Here is a 16,981-nt window from a genome sequence, read left to right as displayed (position 1 = left end):
TCAAAATTGAGCGGCACTTTTTCTTATAGCGTAACCCACGTATATTTTTGACCCCAGCTATCTCTGGCCAACTTTTCAACCTTATCAACAATGTCATTCTCTACTGCATATGAATCGCCTTGCTCATAAGGGTTGTAGTGGAAAGCATAGAGCCGTGCAACAAATTCATGAATTGGTAACGAGGATTCACCCGGCACTTCACCATGACCAAAGACGACCGGCTTGATACCTTGTCCCCAATCTTGGGCACTATCATTATTTGGGTTATAGAAATAAATGCGATATTCTCCTTCTGTATCTTTCGCTATACGTTGAATTGATACCGCATGTAATCCTAATAGCTCACCGAAGGAATTTGTAATAAAGATTCCGACTGGGTTCGGATAAATCAGTTCATGACCATCATTATATTCTGGATGATGTGTTGCATAGAATAGACGGACAAAACCACGGAAATCAGCGATTGAACCTGTTAACGGATCAATAACACCGCAAAAGCCTTTCTGAATCCAATTTCCGTAGAACGCAGGGTTCACCCACTTATGGACATCTTCCCCGCGGAAATTCACACGCCGCACTAATTCAGCATAGAGTCGGTCTAAATGAGGAACTAACACAAGTGAAACAGCATCTAGCTCTTCATGCAGATTCTCAACTAAGCCGTCCGTTAAGTCTTTCGAATGAATCGCTTGACCTTCGAACATAATGTCGATGTCTCCATCCCGCGCCGCTCTAGGAATCAGCTCAAGCAAATAGCCTGGAGCATGAAGTGACCAAAGACTAATGCCGCGTGCTGTTTGACATGTTGGGTTCATGCCTTGTCCAACGCCGAGCGGTTGTCCTAATACGCTAATAACTCCAGCTGTTAGAATACTATTTGCTGTAATTCCTTCATTTCCATTAATCGAATTCAAGAGAATTTTCCTTACATCTGGGCTTAAATCAAGCTCAATCAATCGTTTTAAACCAGGAATGACAGGCGTAGCAGAAAGCACACCACGTTCTAACAGCCTCGAGAGTCCATATAGAGACTGACGCATTGGTGGATGGATTGCAACTTTAATTAAGTCGCTGACAATCGGAAAGTGGGATTCTAGGTTTGCTTTCCCTTTATTGTCTAAGCCAAGTGCACACGAGAGAAGCTCTTTCGCGTTTCGATTCAGATAGCGAACTAACACAACATGATGGGAAGAGACAAGCCCTGTCTCCCTCATATATTTTGCAAGTGTTTTTGCTTCCTCTCGCAGCTCTTTTTCATCCATTTTCTTAAGCTCTTTACGGTAGTCATTATATGAAAGACGTTTGCATCTCTCTGTCGGTCCATTCACAGCATTTACATAAAACTTAATTGCTTTGCGATCCTTTTCTTTCAGGTCACAATCTAATAAGTGTCCTGCATGCTTAATCATCTTTACAATCCGGTTCACCATAATCGGACGCTGTGCGACAAGGTCGTCAATTTCTTTGATTAAAGTCCCAGCAATGGAAACGAGCGAAAGCTCTTCAGCAAGGAAACGAAATAAACGAACTGCCCGTTCTTTTTCTTTCACATTCCCTTCAATGCGCTCAGCCTCTGTTTCTTCCGGAAAGAGTGTATCGACATTCAATGCCATCACTTCATTAAGAAATTTCTTCGCTTGCTCTTTTGAAATTTTTTCAGAGGTATGGTTGCCTTTTGCTAGAGAAACCATCCGTAATTCACTTAACACCTCAACAATTGGTGTCATTCCGCCTGCTTGCAGAGACCCTTTCACAAGACGTGGCTGAAGCTTTGCTGGTTCGTTCCAAGGCCCGCCTTCAAAAACACCTGCCGCGTCAAGGCGATCTGCAAATTTGTATAAAAATTTCATACCATCTTTTTCATCCATTACACGAGAAGCAGCCTGCAGGACATCTGATTGGTACATATTCTTTGCATAAGAAAATGCGGATTCCATTGTCTCAAAGGCTTTCTCAAACGTTTCTGTTTTTGATACTTCTTTTTCTAAAGGCATTTCTCTGGCCCCCATTTAAATATAAAAATCATGGTCCACATAATCCGTTAGCAATCGTTTTACCTCTTCTGCATCTTCTCCATGGAAGAAAATTGTCCCTAAGTGATTCCCATATCCTTCTGAGTCGACTTGCATCTTCCCACCAGAAGGCTGGAATAATGTGTGCTTATCAAAGCTTGGATGTTCTTCAAGCTCTTTTGGGATATTAATTCCACTCGCATAACTTACTTTCGGATATACTAAGAAGCTTCCGGCATGTCCGTTTTTCTGATCTTCGCCAGGGAAGAAATCCTTCAGTTCCTCTTCTGTTGTGTTCGGGTCACAGCACAGAATATGTGCTTCATAAGGATTGAAGTCGTATGTTTTTTGCATAAGGTCGAAGATATGACCACCAGGAATACGGTAAGCAACTTCACCAAAATAAATGGTATTATCGTCTGAAATAAAGAATTCAGGGTGAATCAGTCCGTACTGAATATCAAATGCATCAACGAGCTTCTCAATCTCTTGACGCACTAACGGGCGCACTTTTTCTACCGCTTCAGTCGGCGGCACCATCATCGAATACCCAAAAACAACGTATTCCGTAATGTTGAGAAAGCGTATCTTCCCTTCATGAATAAATGCTTCACAGGAAATTTCAAGCCCATGCAGATGACTCTCCATTAATAGAGGAAAGCTATCATCTTTGATTTTCTCATCAATATCTCTTTCTGACAGAATCATGCGATGACCAGCTGCTCCTGCTTTATTATGAGCTTTCACATGAATCGGATCATGACTATCTCCACGCATTCTTAACAGCACATGATTCACTCGGTTGAAAAATTGCCGAACATCATCTTTATTATTTGCTTCTTCAAAGATACCGACTCTAAGCCCACCAAGCAGTGCTCTCCGTTTCATCATTGCTTTATCTCGGAATAGAGTTGAATGATCAAAGATCCGTGCATCATCTCTAAAGCGTGAATTTAGAGCACCTGCCCATTCAACCGTTTCTTCATAGATCGGAATAGCATGATCAACATCTAAATCAGCTAAAATACGATGAAGCTCTTCTGAACGTTCATAAACCTCTTCGTAGTCAAGGTTTTCACCAAAATCCCAGCCGTAAAAGGGGATGCTATGTAGCTCAGCATGTTCTTTGAATCCAGGAAGACTTACTACAATAAAAGGGCGGCCCAACTTCTCCATCGCCTCTATCGAAGCCACACTCCAACCGACCAACGCAATCTTCTTTCCTTGCTTCGGCTTCTCAGGAGTTAAACGGAGGGGTCCAGTTTGTTTGCTTAATAATTTTTTTCTAGCTGATTGGTCACTTGTCTTAAATCCTTGTTCTGCTTGTATGCTTCTCTCTAATGGCATATTTCTCTGTCACCCTTCTACCAATGTTTTAAAATCACACTACAAATAATCCCCATTTCGGGCCCAAATTATAAGTGATAAGTTAAAGTTCTTTCACAGGAACAATAAAAAAAGACAAAGCATTTTACGCTTTGCCTTCCCCTCTTATATTAAGTTTTTGTACCAAATGTTCATGTTCTCTAAGCTTCCTGATATATTGCTGTTGCTGATCATCCGGCCTCCATACACATATCCATGCCTTGCGTTGACTAAGTTCATTCCTGCAGAAACAGAACGAGAATACGAAAACATGGTGTGTATTTTCATTCTTTTCATCCGGCGCTCTAGCTCAAACACTTGATAGGACAGCAACCCCTTATCGCGATGCTCTTTCAATGTCGCACAGTCTGTTAACTCAGCAGCATTGAAGTCTGGCATAATATCTGATGAACATGCACTTACAATTTGTCCGTCTCGTTCAATAACAGAGAAATACACTTGGCTATTCATCATAGTTAAGATAAAGTCAGGGTCATTCATCGGGGTTGGATAAGATGCAAAGACCCGATCATACAACTCAGCCATCTGCTCACAATCATACTCATTTGCCCAGCGCATTCGGTAGCCTTTTGGCAAAGGGGTATCTTCATTCCATTCCTTTGTCTCACGAACTAACTCCATTACAAAACGCTCTTTCTCTGTTTCTACAACATCATTTCTATCCGGGTCTAAAAAAAGAGAATAGATATGCGCGTCTACCCCATTAAAAAAGCCTTTAATACAACCTTCATACGCAAATCGACTATCCAGATAAGCTAATTCCGGCTTCTTGACATAAAAAATAAGCTTATCGCATTCCTTTTGAAAGCCTAGCTCTCTTATATAATACATAAATTCGTTGAGCTCTTCTGCTTGCGGAAGTTGATAAATTTTAATTCTTCGATTAACTGGTTCTATACTTATTGTCTTCTGCAACTCTGTGAAATTAGAAACCAGCTTCAATGTTTGCATACCGCATTCCTCGCTCCCCAAACTTTTTCTATACGCATTATTAACTTTATTAATACAGAATGGAAAGTATGCAAAAAGAGAATAAAAAAACACATTAACCGTTTATTGGTTAATGTGTTCGTCAAATTAATCCGCTGCATTCTTTAATTTAGAATCTGCGTTTTTCTTTTTAATTTTTAACTTACGGAACTTGATATTCATTGGATCAAGCCCATGTCCTAATGAACCGTATAGATGTAGTTGATGAGGGTCAACTAATTCATTTTGTTTGTAATAAATCCTTGGTGTTTTCCAAAGTGCAATAAGCGCTCTTGTCAACGACATTTCGTGATAACGCTCAGGCCACATTCTTTTAATATGGTCTTTCACCATTGGATAATATTTCGGGCTCATACCTGGGAACAAGTGATGCTCTGTATGGTATGAGAAGTTAAAGTGAATGACATCTACCCATTTCGGAACTGTTACTGTTAAGCAGTTTGCTAATGGATCATTAACTGGAACTAACGGATTCAAACGATGGTTTGTTGAAATATAAGCCATTACAATAAAGTTTCCGATTAACACAGGCAACAAATACGCGTACAGCCACTTTTCAAATCCTAGTACAAACAATAGGCTAATCCACACTGCCCAAGGGAAAAGGAATTGAACCCAAACAGCAGGCTTCTTTTCAGGCTTAAATTCTTTAATATATTGCTTAAACATATTTGTAGAATGCATTGTGAACGTGAACGTTAAAGACAAAAAGCTTACGAAAGCCCGTACACCAAACGGAAGACGGTAAATCCAAGTCAAAAAGCGATGCTTAGCAAGCTCTTCGATAGTTAACCATGCATCAGGGTCTTTTTCTTCATCTTGTGTATGTTGATGGTGCTCCATATTATGCCATTTTCTCCATAAGCGAGGTCCTGTCGTCAACGGCAAGAAGGCAATACCACCCAGGAAATCACGAAGCCATGCTTTTCTAACAACTGTTCCATGTAAAATTTCATGACCAAGAAATCCAAGTGATGCAAAGCTTGAACCTAATACTAAAGCAATGCCAAGATTAATCCATACATTAAAATCAAATACCCCAATCGAAACAATCCCGGCTACTGCGATAAGCAAAAATACAAGCCCGCCTAACAAACGTGTTGGTACAGGTTTGAAAGCTTCTTTAGGCAGATGCGGAGCTACGCGTGCTGCGTACCATGCAAACGTATGAAGTTTGTCCATTTAATTACCCCTTTACTTAAAGCTTATCTCCAAAAAAGAAAATTCTTTTTCATGTAATATGCTAATAAAAATGATCCTTCATCACACCCAATACATCAATATTATTGGTAAATAGAATGAAAGAAATTTTTATTGTCTTTGCACAAACTGGAAATCCAAAAGTTATCCTTTTCTGGACGTAAAGCTCTTCGAAATTTTCTTATAATATATTACCTAGTCTTAATTGATGCTACCATTGTATGATTTGATTTGCAAATGCAATTCATATTCTTACGAAAACGTTCACAAATATGCTTTTATTGGAATTTTTTATTCTAATACGCCACACACTTCTGAACAAACAGGACATTTTCACCTTATTACTATGTCGCTTAATTAGAAAACTTCTTTATTAACTATGACTTTTTCTACAGCATAAAATCTTATTAAATTTTTAGAATATTATCAATGTTTGGTTTTCGGTGGAAATTAGATTGAATCTGTTAATATGTGCAGTTATAATACAGATCAGCTGTTATATGACAATTTTATTTTTGAGCTCAAAATAAAATGTTAATAATTATGTTCCTTTACGTTCAACTAAATTAAAGAGGTGAAAACGATGAATAACAACGTAAAAATTGCTGATCCTGGACCATTAGGCTTGGCTGCCTTTGCACTTACAACATTTATTCTAAGTTTATCAAATGCACAAATCTTACCGCCTTCCCTATCACATTTATTTCTAACGCTTGGTTTATTTTATGGCGGTGGCGTGCAAGTTTTAGCAGGGATGTGGGAGTTCCGCAATGGAAATACATTCGCAGCTACTGCATTCTCATCTTATGGAGCATTTTGGATGTCTCTTTCAGCAATGGTTTATTTAGAGTTGAATGGGATTCTAAACTTTGGCGCTGATGGAAAGATGGCCGTTGGTACATACCTAGTAGGTTGGACAATTTTCACTTTATATATGTGGATTGGAACTTTCCGATTAAATCGCGTCTTAAACGTTACGTTCTCTTTTTTACTTGTGACATTTATCTTGTTAGATTTAGCTGAATTCGGTTTAATTCCAAGCACTTTTGGCGGATACTTTGGTCTTATCACAGCTTTCTGTGCATGGTATGGCTCTGCTGCAGGTGTTTTGAACCCTCTTTATCGACGAGACATTTTACCAGTAGGGGATTTAAGTCAAATGAAGAAAAGTGCATAAGATGGTGCGTCTCTTCTATATAAGAAGAGACGTTTTTTTATTATTTCCACCATAAAATATTATAACATTTTTACAACTTTCCCTTTTATTTTATCTGAAAATTCTGTAACATATACGGTAAGAAAATGACATTTTTTTGAACAATGCTACAGGAGGAATCTTATGGGGAAAGTTATTGAATTCGCATCTTATCAAAAACGGAAGAAAACAAAAGTATGGGTTACCATCATTGTTCCGTTTCTCGCTTACAGTTTGATTATTTTGGGACTATCTAAAGGCGTAGAATATCATCAAAATCAGCAGTACGAAACGTTTGATACAAATGAAATACAAACAAAAAGACCCCTATAGAGGAGCCTTTTCGTGTAAACTATTCAAATTCTACTTTTGTTAAATCAACACTTGAATTTGGATGAGGGTGGAAGCCAGTAATCGTATTTGTGCCAGCCAGTGCAGGCGTGGAATGAACGAGAGGAATCCACGGAGCGTCCTCATGAATAATTTCTAATGCCTGCTTGTATAGCTGATTTCGCTTTTCTTGGCCAATTGTAGATTGTGCCTCGACTAATAGCTCATGCAGCTGGTCGTTTGCATAACGAGAAGAGTTACTGCTTCCGATACTTTCTTTGTCTAGCAATGTATAAAGGAAGTTATCTGCATCACCATTAGGTGCTGTCCAACCTAATAAGAATGCGTCTGCCTCACCAGCAATGACTTTCTCAATATAGGTTGCCCATTCATATGACTGAATGTTTGTTGTGACACCAATTTCTTTGAAGCTTGCTTGAATCGCTTCGGCAACCTTTTGACCATTTGGCATATATGGACGCGATACAGGCATTGCCCATAGGTCCATTTCAAAGCCATCAGGATAACCACCCTTTGCCAAGAGCTCTTTTGCCTTTTCTAAGTCGTAAGGGTAAGCTTCAATTTCGTCGTTATACCCTTCCACTGACGGAGGAATAGGGTTCTTAGCTGGCTCAGCTTGGCCCATGAAAAAGGCATCGATAATCGCTTTCTTATCAACTGCATGGTTCAATGCTTGGCGGACGTACTTATTCTCTAACGGTCCCCGCGTAACATTCAACCCTAAATAACCGATATTCATTGATGGTCGAATAAACGTTTGAAGCTCTTCACTCTCTTCTATTTCTTCTACACTACTTGGCTCAACACCATCCATCATATCAATCTCGCCCGTTTTCAACGCATTCAACCTTGAAGAGTTATCTGGAATCGCCTTAAAGATTACTCGGTTTAACTTCGGATACTCTTCCATCCAATATTCTTCATTTTTTTCTAACACAATCCGGTCATTTCTTTTCCATTCTTTAAAGATGAAAGGTCCTGTTCCAACAGGGTTCTGCCCATATTCATCACCATATTCCTTTAATGCCTGCGGACTTGCAATGGAGAAGGATGCCATTGTTAAATTCTTCAAGAAAGGTGCTTGTGGACGTTTGAGGACAATTTCTACAGTATGCTCATCAACTGCTTTCACTTCCTGAATCACATGGCCTTCGTCTCCTTTAAATCCTCCAAACATTGAGCGGTAGAAAGCAAAATTCCCTTCTTGTTTTTCATTTGGATTCATCCATCTCTCAAAGTTATACACTACAGCATCTGCGTTGAACGCTGTTCCGTCATGAAACGTAACATTTTCTCTTAAGTCAAATGTATACGTTAACCCGTCATCCGAGACGTTCCATTCTTTTGCTAATGATGGGTAAATCTCTGTGTCCATGTCGCCAAACTGAACAAGGGTATCATAGATATTTTCGGTAACTTTGAATGATTCACCATCTGTTACTTCAGCCGGATCTAGGGAAACAGAATCCCCGCCACGGCCAAACACGAGCGTATCTTTCACTTTCTCCTCAGAATCCCCGCTCGATTCATTTGCCCCACAACCAACTAAGCCAAGTAATAATAGTAAAATAGTAAAAACAACATAACCCTTTCTCATACCGTCACCCCACTAATTTTTAATTTGTTGTTCTGCCCCTTCTTTCTGTTCTCTTATTTGCTTTTCAAAAATAATAGACAAGAATGTTTTGCCGATATTGATCATTGCTTTTTCATCTACATCAAACTTCGGATGATGATGAGAATAGACTGCGTTCAATTCTGGATTACGACCTCCTACAAAGAAGAACGTTCCTGGGACTTTCTGCAAATAATACCCGAAGTCCTCAGCTCCCATAATCGGTTCTTTATCGATCACATGCTCCTTACCAAAAAGGTGCTGAGCAAGAGTTTTTACTTTTTTCGTTTCGGTTGGATGATTATATACAGCAGCATGTCCTCTTACGTAGTGAACTTCTGCCTTCGCTCCGAAGACATCACATGTGGAGGCGGTCATTTTACGGATAAGTGCCTCTGTTTCATCCCGCACTTCTTCATCAAATGAACGTACTGTTCCGCCTAAATACACTTTATCTGGAATAACGTTTAACGCCTTCCCACTTTGAAAAGCCCCTACTGTCACAACCACTGCTTTCAGTGGATCGGTCTTACGACTTGCAATTTGCTGTAAATTTGAAACGAGCTGACATGATGCTGTAATGGGGTCAATTGTTTTATGAGGCTGAGCGCCATGTCCCCCTTGACCAAAAACATTTATCTCGAAGATATCGGCTGCTGCCATCGCAAACCCTTCGCAAAAGCTGATTTGTCCAACTGGGTCCTCTGACCATACATGTGCTCCGTAGATTTCATCTACACCTTCAAGACAGCCATCAGCAATCATTGCTTCTGCGCCGCCTGGAGAAACTTCTTCGGCAAATTGATGGATAAACACGACATTTCCCTCAATTTCATCTCGGTAACGACTTAATACATTTGCCACTCCTAATAAAGAGGCTGTATGTATATCATGACCACAAGCATGCATAACACCTGGAACCCTTGACTTGTAAGCTACTTCTTTTTCATCTTGGATTGGAAGAGCATCAAAGTCTGCTCGGAGTGCAATTGTTTTGCCAGGTTTTCCACCTTGTAGCCTCGCCACGACACCATTTCCACCGACACCTTCCCTTACCTCCAGTCCTAGTTTCCTTAAGTATGCGGCTATTTTCTTTGGTGTTTCCACTTCTTCATGCGAAACCTCAGGATACATATGTAAATCTCGTCTAAACTGAACAAGCTCTGAATATAATTGTTCATAATTTTCAAATAATTTTTTAAACAAACAGAAGCCCCCTTTTATATAGTGAATAACTTATATTCTATAATAAACCATTATTGTTGTAAAATTCTAAATTTTCATCCTATTATTTTGAACCATCAAAACGTTTAACAATAGCCAGAAAAAGGTACAACATAAAAAAACGTTAGGGGTGAAATAATGGCAGATAAAAATGAACGAAAACCTCAAAAAGACATGGAACGCCCTGAACAGTATTCCTCTGAAAAGAAAAGCCAATATGACCGTTTTAAAGATGAACAAACCGTAGATTCAATCCCATTAGAAGACTTAAATCAGGAGATGAAAGAGGAAAAAGAAAAGGATAAAACAAAAGACAGCTCTTCAAGCGAAAAGAAATATCGAGATAATGAATAAGGGCGCTCACCGTGTGGGACGCCCTTTTTTTCTCTGTGCAGTTATTCAACTAATGAGTGCTTAAATGCATAGATGACAGCCTGGGTACGATCTTGCACTTCCAGCTTACTTAAGATATTGCTTACATGTGCTTTCACTGTTTTCAATGAAATGAACAGCTCATCTGCAATGTCTTGGTTTGCTTTGCCGTCTGCCATGAGCAGCAGGACTTCCATTTCTCTGTTTGTCAGCTGTTCATGCAGCGGCTGATTTCTCTTGCTCCGCATTTTCATCATCATTTTCCCCGTCACTTCTGGTTCGAGCACAGATTGTCCCTCATATGTATCACGGATTGCATTTGCAATTTCGCTTGCTTTTGATGTTTTTAGCATATAACTTGTTGCTCCAGCCTCAAGCGCTGGATAGACTTTCTCATCGTCTACGAAGCTTGTCACAATAATAATTTTTGCTTCAGGCCATTGACTTATAATTTGCTCTGTCGCCTCAATCCCATCCATTTCCTTCATCACAAGATCCATCAAAATGATATCTGGCCGCAGCTCTAAAGCAAGCTGTACTGCTTTTGCGCCATCATCTGCTTCGCCAATAACATCAATATCAGGTTGAGCAGATAAATAAGAGGAGACACCAATCCGTACCATTTCATGATCATCGACAAACAATACCTTAATCATTCTCATCCCCCTCTCGTGACAATATCGGGACTTTTACTTCTAAGCGAGTTCCCTTATTCTTCAAGCTTACGATTTTCAATGAGCCGCCAATTTCAATTGCGCGTTCTTGCATATTTTGCAAGCCGTATGAGCCTGCTTTTGCCTCTTCTACATCAAAGCCAATACCGTCATCTACAATTCTCATAATAATAACCTCATCCCGCTCAATTAAAAGCACCTTGAGACTGGCTGCTTGGGCGTGGCGTAATGTATTTGAAACCGATTCTTGCAGGATTCGAAATAGATGGTCCTCCACTCCTTTATCGAGCGGGATCGGCTCTATTTTCCATTCGATATCAAGCGGGACTTTTTGTGAAAGCTCTACTAGAATTTCTTGTATTCCTTCTTGCAGGGATTTCCCCTTTAATGCCACTGGCCGTAGGTGCAGAAGCAATGCACGCATTTCAAGCTGTGATTGGTGAATCATATTCTCGACCATTTTTAATTGCTTTCCTTGTGCATCTGATACGGGTTCTGATTCATTGATGGCTGACATCATCATTGAAGCTGCGAATAGTTGTTGACTTACAGAGTCGTGCAGCTCGCGGGCTAACCGATTTCGTTCTTGTGAGACAACTTGTTGTAACTGCCTCTCTTGCTCTTCCGCTTTTTCATTTGCAAGCTTTTGCGAAAGCTTTGTCTGCTTTGTCATTTGTTGTTGAATCTTCGTCATTCGTTTCCAAATATCACTCAAGTCCGGTGATTGAGATATTTCTTCTGTGTACAGATTTCTTCCTTGCTCTAACTGCTGGAGTGCTGAAGAAATCAGCTCTAGTTGCTTACGCCAATAAGTTCCCGAAACAAGCCCGAACCCGATGCCTGTAACACCACTTAGGCTTAGTGCAAGCACGGCGAACGGTACATCCAATAGTTCCCTTTCCCATAATAATGTCCAATCAGGAATTGGGAAGGCTATAAAGAATACAATCATAAATAATAGAAAGAAAAGGACTGAAAAAACAATGCCTGTCATAATTTGTCGCTGAATGATCTTCATACTCTGTTCACCTCAAGATCACCAACAAGCATTGACGTTATAATTTTTAATTTTTGTGTGGCTTCATCATAGTCAGCTGTCTGAAAGGAAATGGTTTGGTTGAAAACCTTTGATTCTTCATGCTCTAATATAGTCGTCGCTCCTGCCACTACAGAATGATGAACACTTAATTCCACTTCATACGGGACAAGAATACGTACATTGCCAACGACATTCCGAATAGCAATCACCGCTTCACCTTTAGGCAACACTGTATAGCTTAAGTCAATAACTGTATCTCCTACACCTGTTTGGATGTTCACATCGTTCCATTCATAGACTTCTTCCATCGTTCTGTTTTGCCCAAACAAATTATTTTCGAAAAGCGGTTTTCGCTTTATAACTGCTGGTTCAACACGTGAAGATTCCCGAATATCTGGAGATAAATAATGAGGCTCTTTTTTTGACTGAAAATATTTCAATATAAAATAAAGAATAATGGCAAGTAGTAAAAACTTGAGTGTCATCATATTAATAACCGTAAAGAATAAGCTAATGACTCCCACCCAGAATAAAACCTTTCCAAATAAACGATGTAATTTCTTACGTCCGAAATAAATAAGCAATAACGAAAGAAGCAACGAAACGATAAGCCCACGATTGAAAAATGTCACTTCAACTAACAAAATAAATATGCCAATAAGAAGCGTGCCGCTCATATAATCTGTTTTCTTCTGACGTAGCATCGGGCTTACCCTCCTTTACTATCTCAAAGTACAAAAAGGCGCAGAGTCCTACGCCTTTTTAGAATACCACGTTTTGCTTATAAAACTGTGCTTGAATCATCTTTTTTCAATTCTTTTTCCAGCTGGGCAATACGGGTATCAATTGTGCTGTGATTATAATCGGCATTCACCTTTTGCTCCAGCCGCTCAATGTATTGCTCCATTTCACCGAAGTTCGAGAAGGCTTCATTCGCGTACTTTCCAGAATCAGTTACCTTATTCATCCGGTAGTGAGCACGTGCGATATTTTCTCTTCCCATCAGCTCCATGCGACGGATGTGCATATCCTTTAACTTATGCTTCATCTCTTCATACTTCTGTTCAAGTTCGCTTAGATGATGTTCTGCTTGAAGAAGAGCTTCCTTCAAACGTACAGCACGTTCTTCATATTGAAGCTGTTCTTGCATCGCAAATTGCTGTAATTGTTCTTCACCAGCTTTTGAAGCAATTTCTACTTGGCTCTTTCTTTTTGCTGCAAGCTGCTCTGCAAAACTCCATTCACGTGCAAACTCCTGTTTTAACGTATACTGACGTTCAACTAGCTTGCGAACCTTCTCTACCTCTTGCTCACATTGGCGTAAATGTTGATTGAGCATCCCAATCGGATTTTTCTGTTCCTTTTGTTCTAACAGTTCATATAAGTCAGCTGAAATTGTATTTTTAATACGTGTGATTAAACCCATGCTTTGGTCCTCCCCTTAGTAATTTTTATTAAGTTCTGCCCATTGCTTTTCAAAGTTAATAAATGGGTCTTCTTCTACGACAACTTCCTTCTTGGTCTTCCACTTCTTCACGACAAGGTAGAGAACGTATGCAGCTACGATACCGATAATTGCAGGTACATTTGCTGCGGATACTGCTAACGCAATTAACCCGAACACTGCCCATAGCACCTTCTTGAATAATGATTCTGCTTTCAAGAAGCCTTTTAACGCGTAATACATAATCACTAAGCTGATTGCTAAGCCGACAAGTGAGTCCAGATTTGCAATCAATGTGAAAGCGGCGATACCTCCCACTACCAACAACCCGAGCTTTTTCATATGGTTGTTCCTCCTTTCTTGCTTTTATCTTATCGAGATTTGGAAGTTCCCATAACGAGCTTGAGTTTAATCTTTTAATTGGACCTAAGTCTTAGTTAAGCTAGGACCATCAAAACAGTGAAAAACCCGAGGCTATTCACCTCGGGTTTGGTCGTGCATTTTCGGTTGTTGACCATAGAGAAGGGCTTGCGCGATCCCAACAAAATATTCTGATTCACGAATAATGTGGTCTAATACAACCTTCGCTGTTGGGTTTTTGCTGACAGCTTCACTTTCATCCTTAATCTGCTGGCATAGCTTAATAAACTGCAGGCTTTGCTCTAAACAAAACGAAACAAGCTGGAGTACTTGCTGATAGAGCTGATAGGGTACGTAATAGCCTGAGCGAATAACCGATTCAATATAACGCACAACCTGCTGATGAGTTTTCGACAGCTCCTTCTCCCATTCTTTCAACGCGTCTACATATTTCTGTTCTAATCCAGAGACGAGTTCTCGAATGACAACGGTGTGCTCTTCCTCTTGATGCTTCCAAAATTCAGCTTCATCAAGAATTCGCAATGGCATCTGTGGACCATAATAATATTGCATATCCATCCCCCGCATATTGATTTTCTACTTCTACTCTATGAATGGGGTGGACAAGTTATGATGCCAATCTAATTGACATAACTGTATTGACAACATAAAATATTAATGATAATGTTATATATTGCACCTAACAAAGAAAATTAACTTGTAAACGTTAGTACGTAATTTTGACTGGCGTTCTACTTTTGTTTTTAATAAAGGACTTATTCACACTGGCGCGGCTTCGGAGCCGTAAGGATGTATGAGAGGTAGGGCTTACATCGTTTAGGTTTCAAATAAAGAGTGGAATAAACCGCGGCAATTCTTAAAATATAAATTTATACAAGTTAAGCATACAAAGCGAACTAGGTTGAGTCTAGTTCGCTTTTTCCAATTAAAGCTCCTTTTCTTCAATTCCGTGCTTATCAAGGTAGTCTTGAATCGTTTCGACGACTGTGCGCAGCGTTTTGACACGAGCATACTTTTTATCATTTCCTTCAATAATTGTCCAAGGTGCGTACGGTGTATCGGTTTCAGCAAGCATATCTTCCACCGCTTCTTCGTACTCCTCCCATTTCTCACGGTTACGCCAATCTTCGTCTGTTAGCTTCCAGCGTCTTAATGGGTCTTCTGCTCGGCTTTGAAACCTTGCAAGCTGTTCATCTGGACTAACATGGAACCAGAACTTCCCGATGATAAACCCTTCATCTGCTAAGATTTTTTCAAATTGATTGATTTCTGTGTAGGCTCGCTCCCATTGATTTTTCGAAGCAAACTGCTCGACGCGCTCAACGAGTACTCTTCCGTACCAAGAACGATCAAACATCGCAATTTCACCGTAAGAAGGCATCCTCTGCCAGAAGCGTTGGAGATAGTGCTGCTGTTTCTCTTCAGTTGTCGGGGCACTGACAGGATGGACATTATAGCCGCGTGGGTCGAGACGTTGTGTCAGCCTTTTAATCGCACCTCCCTTTCCAGCTGCATCCCATCCTTCAAATACGAAAATAGCCGGTATCTTTTGAAAGTATAATGTTTGCTGTAGTTTCAATAATTCGACTTGGTAATGCTTGAGTTGCTTTTTGTATTCTTTTTTCGAATCCATTTCTTTCGTTAAATCGACTGTGTCTAATCGTTTCCCCATGAAATCCTCCTCAAAAAATTTTATATTAATAAACTGTTCCTGTTCTTCGCCCACCTAAAACGAAAAGTCTAAAATTGAATACCTGGATTTGTTACCAGATTGTCCGCTATAATTGCTTCTCCTCTTAATAGCGTTCCTGGTGGCACCTTTGGTTGAATGGAGGGGTTTAATGGATATGCCTTTCCATCAAATGTTAATTCGGCATAAAATGGCTCAATCCCTCCACCAGAAACATACATGACAATATTTCGATAACCATTCGACTTCTTCTCCTCAATAATAATAGGGCTTCTGACCAGAGAGAACCTCGATAATAAGCGATATTCTCCATTGATTGTTTCAAAGATTGCTGCACTGCACCCACCTGTTCCACATACAAACGGGCCAACTAAGTAAACAAACACTTCTTCCTCCCCATCATCATTTAAATCAATCCGATTGTAGTAATAACGAACATTATCAACGCCGCGCTTGAGCTCAAATACGCGAGCGAACGCATCTTCAAGCGCTTCGTCTCGTTTCGATTCAGAAGGTACCGACACAACCTGCGATAGATCAACCTGCTGCCTTTCACTTAATTTGCTTAGTGATTCTTTCAACTGAATTAATTCTTCTTTCGATGGATATGGGTAAGGAAGTTGTAAATCTTTCTCGATTGAAAGCAGCGCCTCTTGAAGCAACCCGACTTGCATTTGAGCGTTAGCCAAATAATATAAGTAAGTTGGTGAATCTGGATACTCCTTTACTAACCTACTATAATAACGCAAGATTCTTTGATAGTAATAAGGAGAGACATCCTTCGCCGGTACCAATTGGTCTCCACACCAGCGATAGAGGTCAATTCGATAAGCTTCACCTGTATCATGCACCCATAAAGCAATTTCTGCTCTTCCATCTTTCCCATACCTATTAGGCATATCTTCAATTTCTAATTTGCTAAAATAAAGCTCTTTCTGCATAACGCCGCGAATGCTATTTTGCATGAATTGATAGATTTCAAGAACAGACCAAATGCCTGCCACCTGCCAACCAATAATAAGATCATTCACCCCGCACCTTGTGACAGGAGCAACGACAAAGTCGGTAATATCGTAGCCTTTCCCTTTTGCATTTGCCGCTACATACCAAGCACCAGCCTGCCACTTCAGAATAATGAGGTAATTTTCACCACGATATTTGTATACACCGGTTACTTCAAACAGGTTATCACCATCTAAATCCGCGATTACTACAACTGGTCTTTGATTTATAACAAGAAGCTCTGCTGCATGCGGCAATACTCCCTTTAATAGACCTTCCAACCCTGTCACCACCCTACACATTTTCACATCATTATATGAAAACATCCGTGATGTATGTATTAGGATAGAGCGCTGTGTCCACAATTCGTTGACATAACAAATTTTCCACCTTTAAAATGTGGATT

At 40.0% G+C, this 16,981-nt stretch carries 17 protein-coding genes; 3 read left to right on the top strand and 14 right to left on the bottom strand.

Annotation, left to right across the window (positions count from 1 at the left end; all coding sequences use genetic code 11):
• Positions 1 to 23 precede the first annotated feature (23 nt).
• From LC040_18735 to LC040_18720, 4 genes are all read right to left on the bottom strand, one after another.
• Entirely contained in the window at positions 24 to 1,994 is a 1,971-nt protein-coding gene (locus LC040_18735) for a hypothetical protein (protein WLR51173.1), read from the bottom strand.
• Positions 1,995 to 2,009: 15 nt separating this feature from the next.
• Positions 2,010 to 3,359 (bottom strand): carboxylate--amine ligase, encoded by a 1,350-nt coding sequence (locus LC040_18730; protein ID WLR51172.1) that lies wholly within the window; start codon positions 3,357 to 3,359, stop codon positions 2,010 to 2,012.
• A 144-nt stretch (positions 3,360 to 3,503) separates the two neighbouring features.
• Positions 3,504 to 4,349 carry a putative beta-lysine N-acetyltransferase gene (ablB, locus tag LC040_18725; GenBank protein WLR51171.1) on the bottom strand — a complete coding sequence of 282 codons (846 nt, stop codon included), beginning with the start codon at positions 4,347 to 4,349 and terminating at the stop codon, positions 3,504 to 3,506.
• A 126-nt stretch (positions 4,350 to 4,475) separates the two neighbouring features.
• A complete protein-coding gene (locus LC040_18720) occupies positions 4,476 to 5,570 on the bottom strand; it encodes a fatty acid desaturase (GenBank protein WLR51170.1) in 1,095 nt (364 codons plus the stop codon).
• A 601-nt stretch (positions 5,571 to 6,171) separates the two neighbouring features.
• On the opposite strand from LC040_18720, the gene LC040_18715 reads away from it, so the two are divergent.
• Both LC040_18715 and LC040_18710 read left to right on the top strand, forming a co-directional pair.
• Positions 6,172 to 6,765, top strand: a complete 594-nt coding sequence (locus tag LC040_18715; protein WLR51169.1) for an acetate uptake transporter — start codon at positions 6,172 to 6,174, stop codon at positions 6,763 to 6,765.
• A 162-nt stretch (positions 6,766 to 6,927) separates the two neighbouring features.
• Positions 6,928 to 7,116, top strand: a complete 189-nt coding sequence (locus LC040_18710; protein WLR51168.1) for a hypothetical protein — start codon at positions 6,928 to 6,930, stop codon at positions 7,114 to 7,116.
• Between the two features lie 19 nt (positions 7,117 to 7,135).
• Here the strand turns inward: LC040_18710 and LC040_18705 are convergent, their stop codons facing one another.
• The gene (locus LC040_18705) at positions 7,136 to 8,731 is read right to left on the bottom strand and encodes an ABC transporter substrate-binding protein (protein WLR51167.1); all 1,596 of its coding nucleotides are present in this window, start codon (positions 8,729 to 8,731) and stop codon (positions 7,136 to 7,138) included.
• Between the two features lie 12 nt (positions 8,732 to 8,743).
• A complete protein-coding gene (locus tag LC040_18700) occupies positions 8,744 to 9,955 on the bottom strand; it encodes an amidohydrolase (GenBank protein WLR51166.1) in 1,212 nt (403 codons plus the stop codon).
• Between the two features lie 156 nt (positions 9,956 to 10,111).
• Here LC040_18700 and LC040_18695 point away from each other — a divergent pair, with 156 nt between their 5' ends.
• Positions 10,112 to 10,327, top strand: a complete 216-nt coding sequence (locus tag LC040_18695) for a hypothetical protein (GenBank protein WLR51165.1) — start codon at positions 10,112 to 10,114, stop codon at positions 10,325 to 10,327.
• 41 nt (positions 10,328 to 10,368) lie between these two features.
• Here LC040_18695 and LC040_18690 read toward each other — a convergent pair whose 3' ends face one another.
• The 8 genes from LC040_18690 to LC040_18655 form a co-directional block, all read right to left on the bottom strand.
• Positions 10,369 to 11,001 carry a response regulator transcription factor gene (locus LC040_18690; GenBank protein WLR51164.1) on the bottom strand — a complete coding sequence of 211 codons (633 nt, stop codon included), beginning with the start codon at positions 10,999 to 11,001 and terminating at the stop codon, positions 10,369 to 10,371.
• Positions 10,994 to 12,037 carry a sensor histidine kinase gene (locus tag LC040_18685; protein WLR51163.1) on the bottom strand — a complete coding sequence of 348 codons (1,044 nt, stop codon included), beginning with the start codon at positions 12,035 to 12,037 and terminating at the stop codon, positions 10,994 to 10,996. The genes LC040_18690 and LC040_18685 overlap by 8 nt, the downstream gene beginning before the upstream one ends.
• Positions 12,034 to 12,762: a cell wall-active antibiotics response protein LiaF gene (liaF, locus tag LC040_18680; protein ID WLR51162.1), complete on the bottom strand. Its 729-nt coding sequence runs from the start codon at positions 12,760 to 12,762 to the stop codon at positions 12,034 to 12,036. The genes LC040_18685 and liaF overlap by 4 nt, the downstream gene beginning before the upstream one ends.
• Positions 12,763 to 12,839: 77 nt before the next feature.
• A complete protein-coding gene (locus tag LC040_18675; GenBank protein ID WLR51161.1) occupies positions 12,840 to 13,484 on the bottom strand; it encodes a PspA/IM30 family protein in 645 nt (214 codons plus the stop codon).
• Positions 13,485 to 13,499: 15 nt separating this feature from the next.
• On the bottom strand, positions 13,500 to 13,844 hold the full coding sequence (locus tag LC040_18670; GenBank protein ID WLR51160.1) for a flagellar basal body rod protein: 345 nt from the start codon (positions 13,842 to 13,844) through the stop codon (positions 13,500 to 13,502).
• A gap of 132 nt (positions 13,845 to 13,976) precedes the next feature.
• The gene (locus tag LC040_18665) at positions 13,977 to 14,435 is read right to left on the bottom strand and encodes a DUF2935 domain-containing protein (protein ID WLR51159.1); all 459 of its coding nucleotides are present in this window, start codon (positions 14,433 to 14,435) and stop codon (positions 13,977 to 13,979) included.
• Positions 14,436 to 14,808: 373 nt separating this feature from the next.
• Positions 14,809 to 15,555: a UDP-galactose-lipid carrier transferase gene (locus LC040_18660; GenBank protein ID WLR51158.1), complete on the bottom strand. Its 747-nt coding sequence runs from the start codon at positions 15,553 to 15,555 to the stop codon at positions 14,809 to 14,811.
• Between the two features lie 68 nt (positions 15,556 to 15,623).
• A complete protein-coding gene (locus LC040_18655) occupies positions 15,624 to 16,856 on the bottom strand; it encodes a hypothetical protein (GenBank protein WLR51157.1) in 1,233 nt (410 codons plus the stop codon).
• Positions 16,857 to 16,981: the final 125 nt, after the last annotated feature.

The organism is Bacillus tianshenii, from assembly GCA_020524525.2.
Taxonomy (GTDB): domain Bacteria; phylum Bacillota; class Bacilli; order Bacillales; family Bacillaceae_N; genus Bacillus_AV.
This window is presented reverse-complemented; position numbering and strand designations above follow the sequence as displayed.

Excerpts from the sequence above, each read along its gene's own strand:
- LC040_18735 (WLR51173.1), bottom strand. The coding sequence starts at position 1,994 with ATGCCTTTAGAAAAAGAAGTATCAAAAACAGAAACGTTTGAGAAAGCC.
- LC040_18730 (WLR51172.1), bottom strand. The coding sequence starts at position 3,359 with ATGCCATTAGAGAGAAGCATACAAGCAGAACAAGGATTTAAGACAAGT.
- ablB (WLR51171.1), bottom strand. The coding sequence starts at position 4,349 with ATGCAAACATTGAAGCTGGTTTCTAATTTCACAGAGTTGCAGAAGACA.
- LC040_18720 (WLR51170.1), bottom strand. The coding sequence starts at position 5,570 with ATGGACAAACTTCATACGTTTGCATGGTACGCAGCACGCGTAGCTCCG.
- LC040_18715 (WLR51169.1), top strand. The coding sequence starts at position 6,172 with ATGAATAACAACGTAAAAATTGCTGATCCTGGACCATTAGGCTTGGCT.
- LC040_18710 (WLR51168.1), top strand. The coding sequence starts at position 6,928 with ATGGGGAAAGTTATTGAATTCGCATCTTATCAAAAACGGAAGAAAACA.
- LC040_18705 (WLR51167.1), bottom strand. The coding sequence starts at position 8,731 with ATGAGAAAGGGTTATGTTGTTTTTACTATTTTACTATTATTACTTGGC.
- LC040_18695 (WLR51165.1), top strand. The coding sequence starts at position 10,112 with ATGGCAGATAAAAATGAACGAAAACCTCAAAAAGACATGGAACGCCCT.
- LC040_18690 (WLR51164.1), bottom strand. The coding sequence starts at position 11,001 with ATGATTAAGGTATTGTTTGTCGATGATCATGAAATGGTACGGATTGGT.
- LC040_18685 (WLR51163.1), bottom strand. The coding sequence starts at position 12,037 with ATGAAGATCATTCAGCGACAAATTATGACAGGCATTGTTTTTTCAGTC.
- liaF (WLR51162.1), bottom strand. The coding sequence starts at position 12,762 with ATGCTACGTCAGAAGAAAACAGATTATATGAGCGGCACGCTTCTTATT.
- LC040_18675 (WLR51161.1), bottom strand. The coding sequence starts at position 13,484 with ATGGGTTTAATCACACGTATTAAAAATACAATTTCAGCTGACTTATAT.
- LC040_18670 (WLR51160.1), bottom strand. The coding sequence starts at position 13,844 with ATGAAAAAGCTCGGGTTGTTGGTAGTGGGAGGTATCGCCGCTTTCACA.
- LC040_18665 (WLR51159.1), bottom strand. The coding sequence starts at position 14,435 with ATGCAATATTATTATGGTCCACAGATGCCATTGCGAATTCTTGATGAA.
- LC040_18660 (WLR51158.1), bottom strand. The coding sequence starts at position 15,555 with ATGGGGAAACGATTAGACACAGTCGATTTAACGAAAGAAATGGATTCG.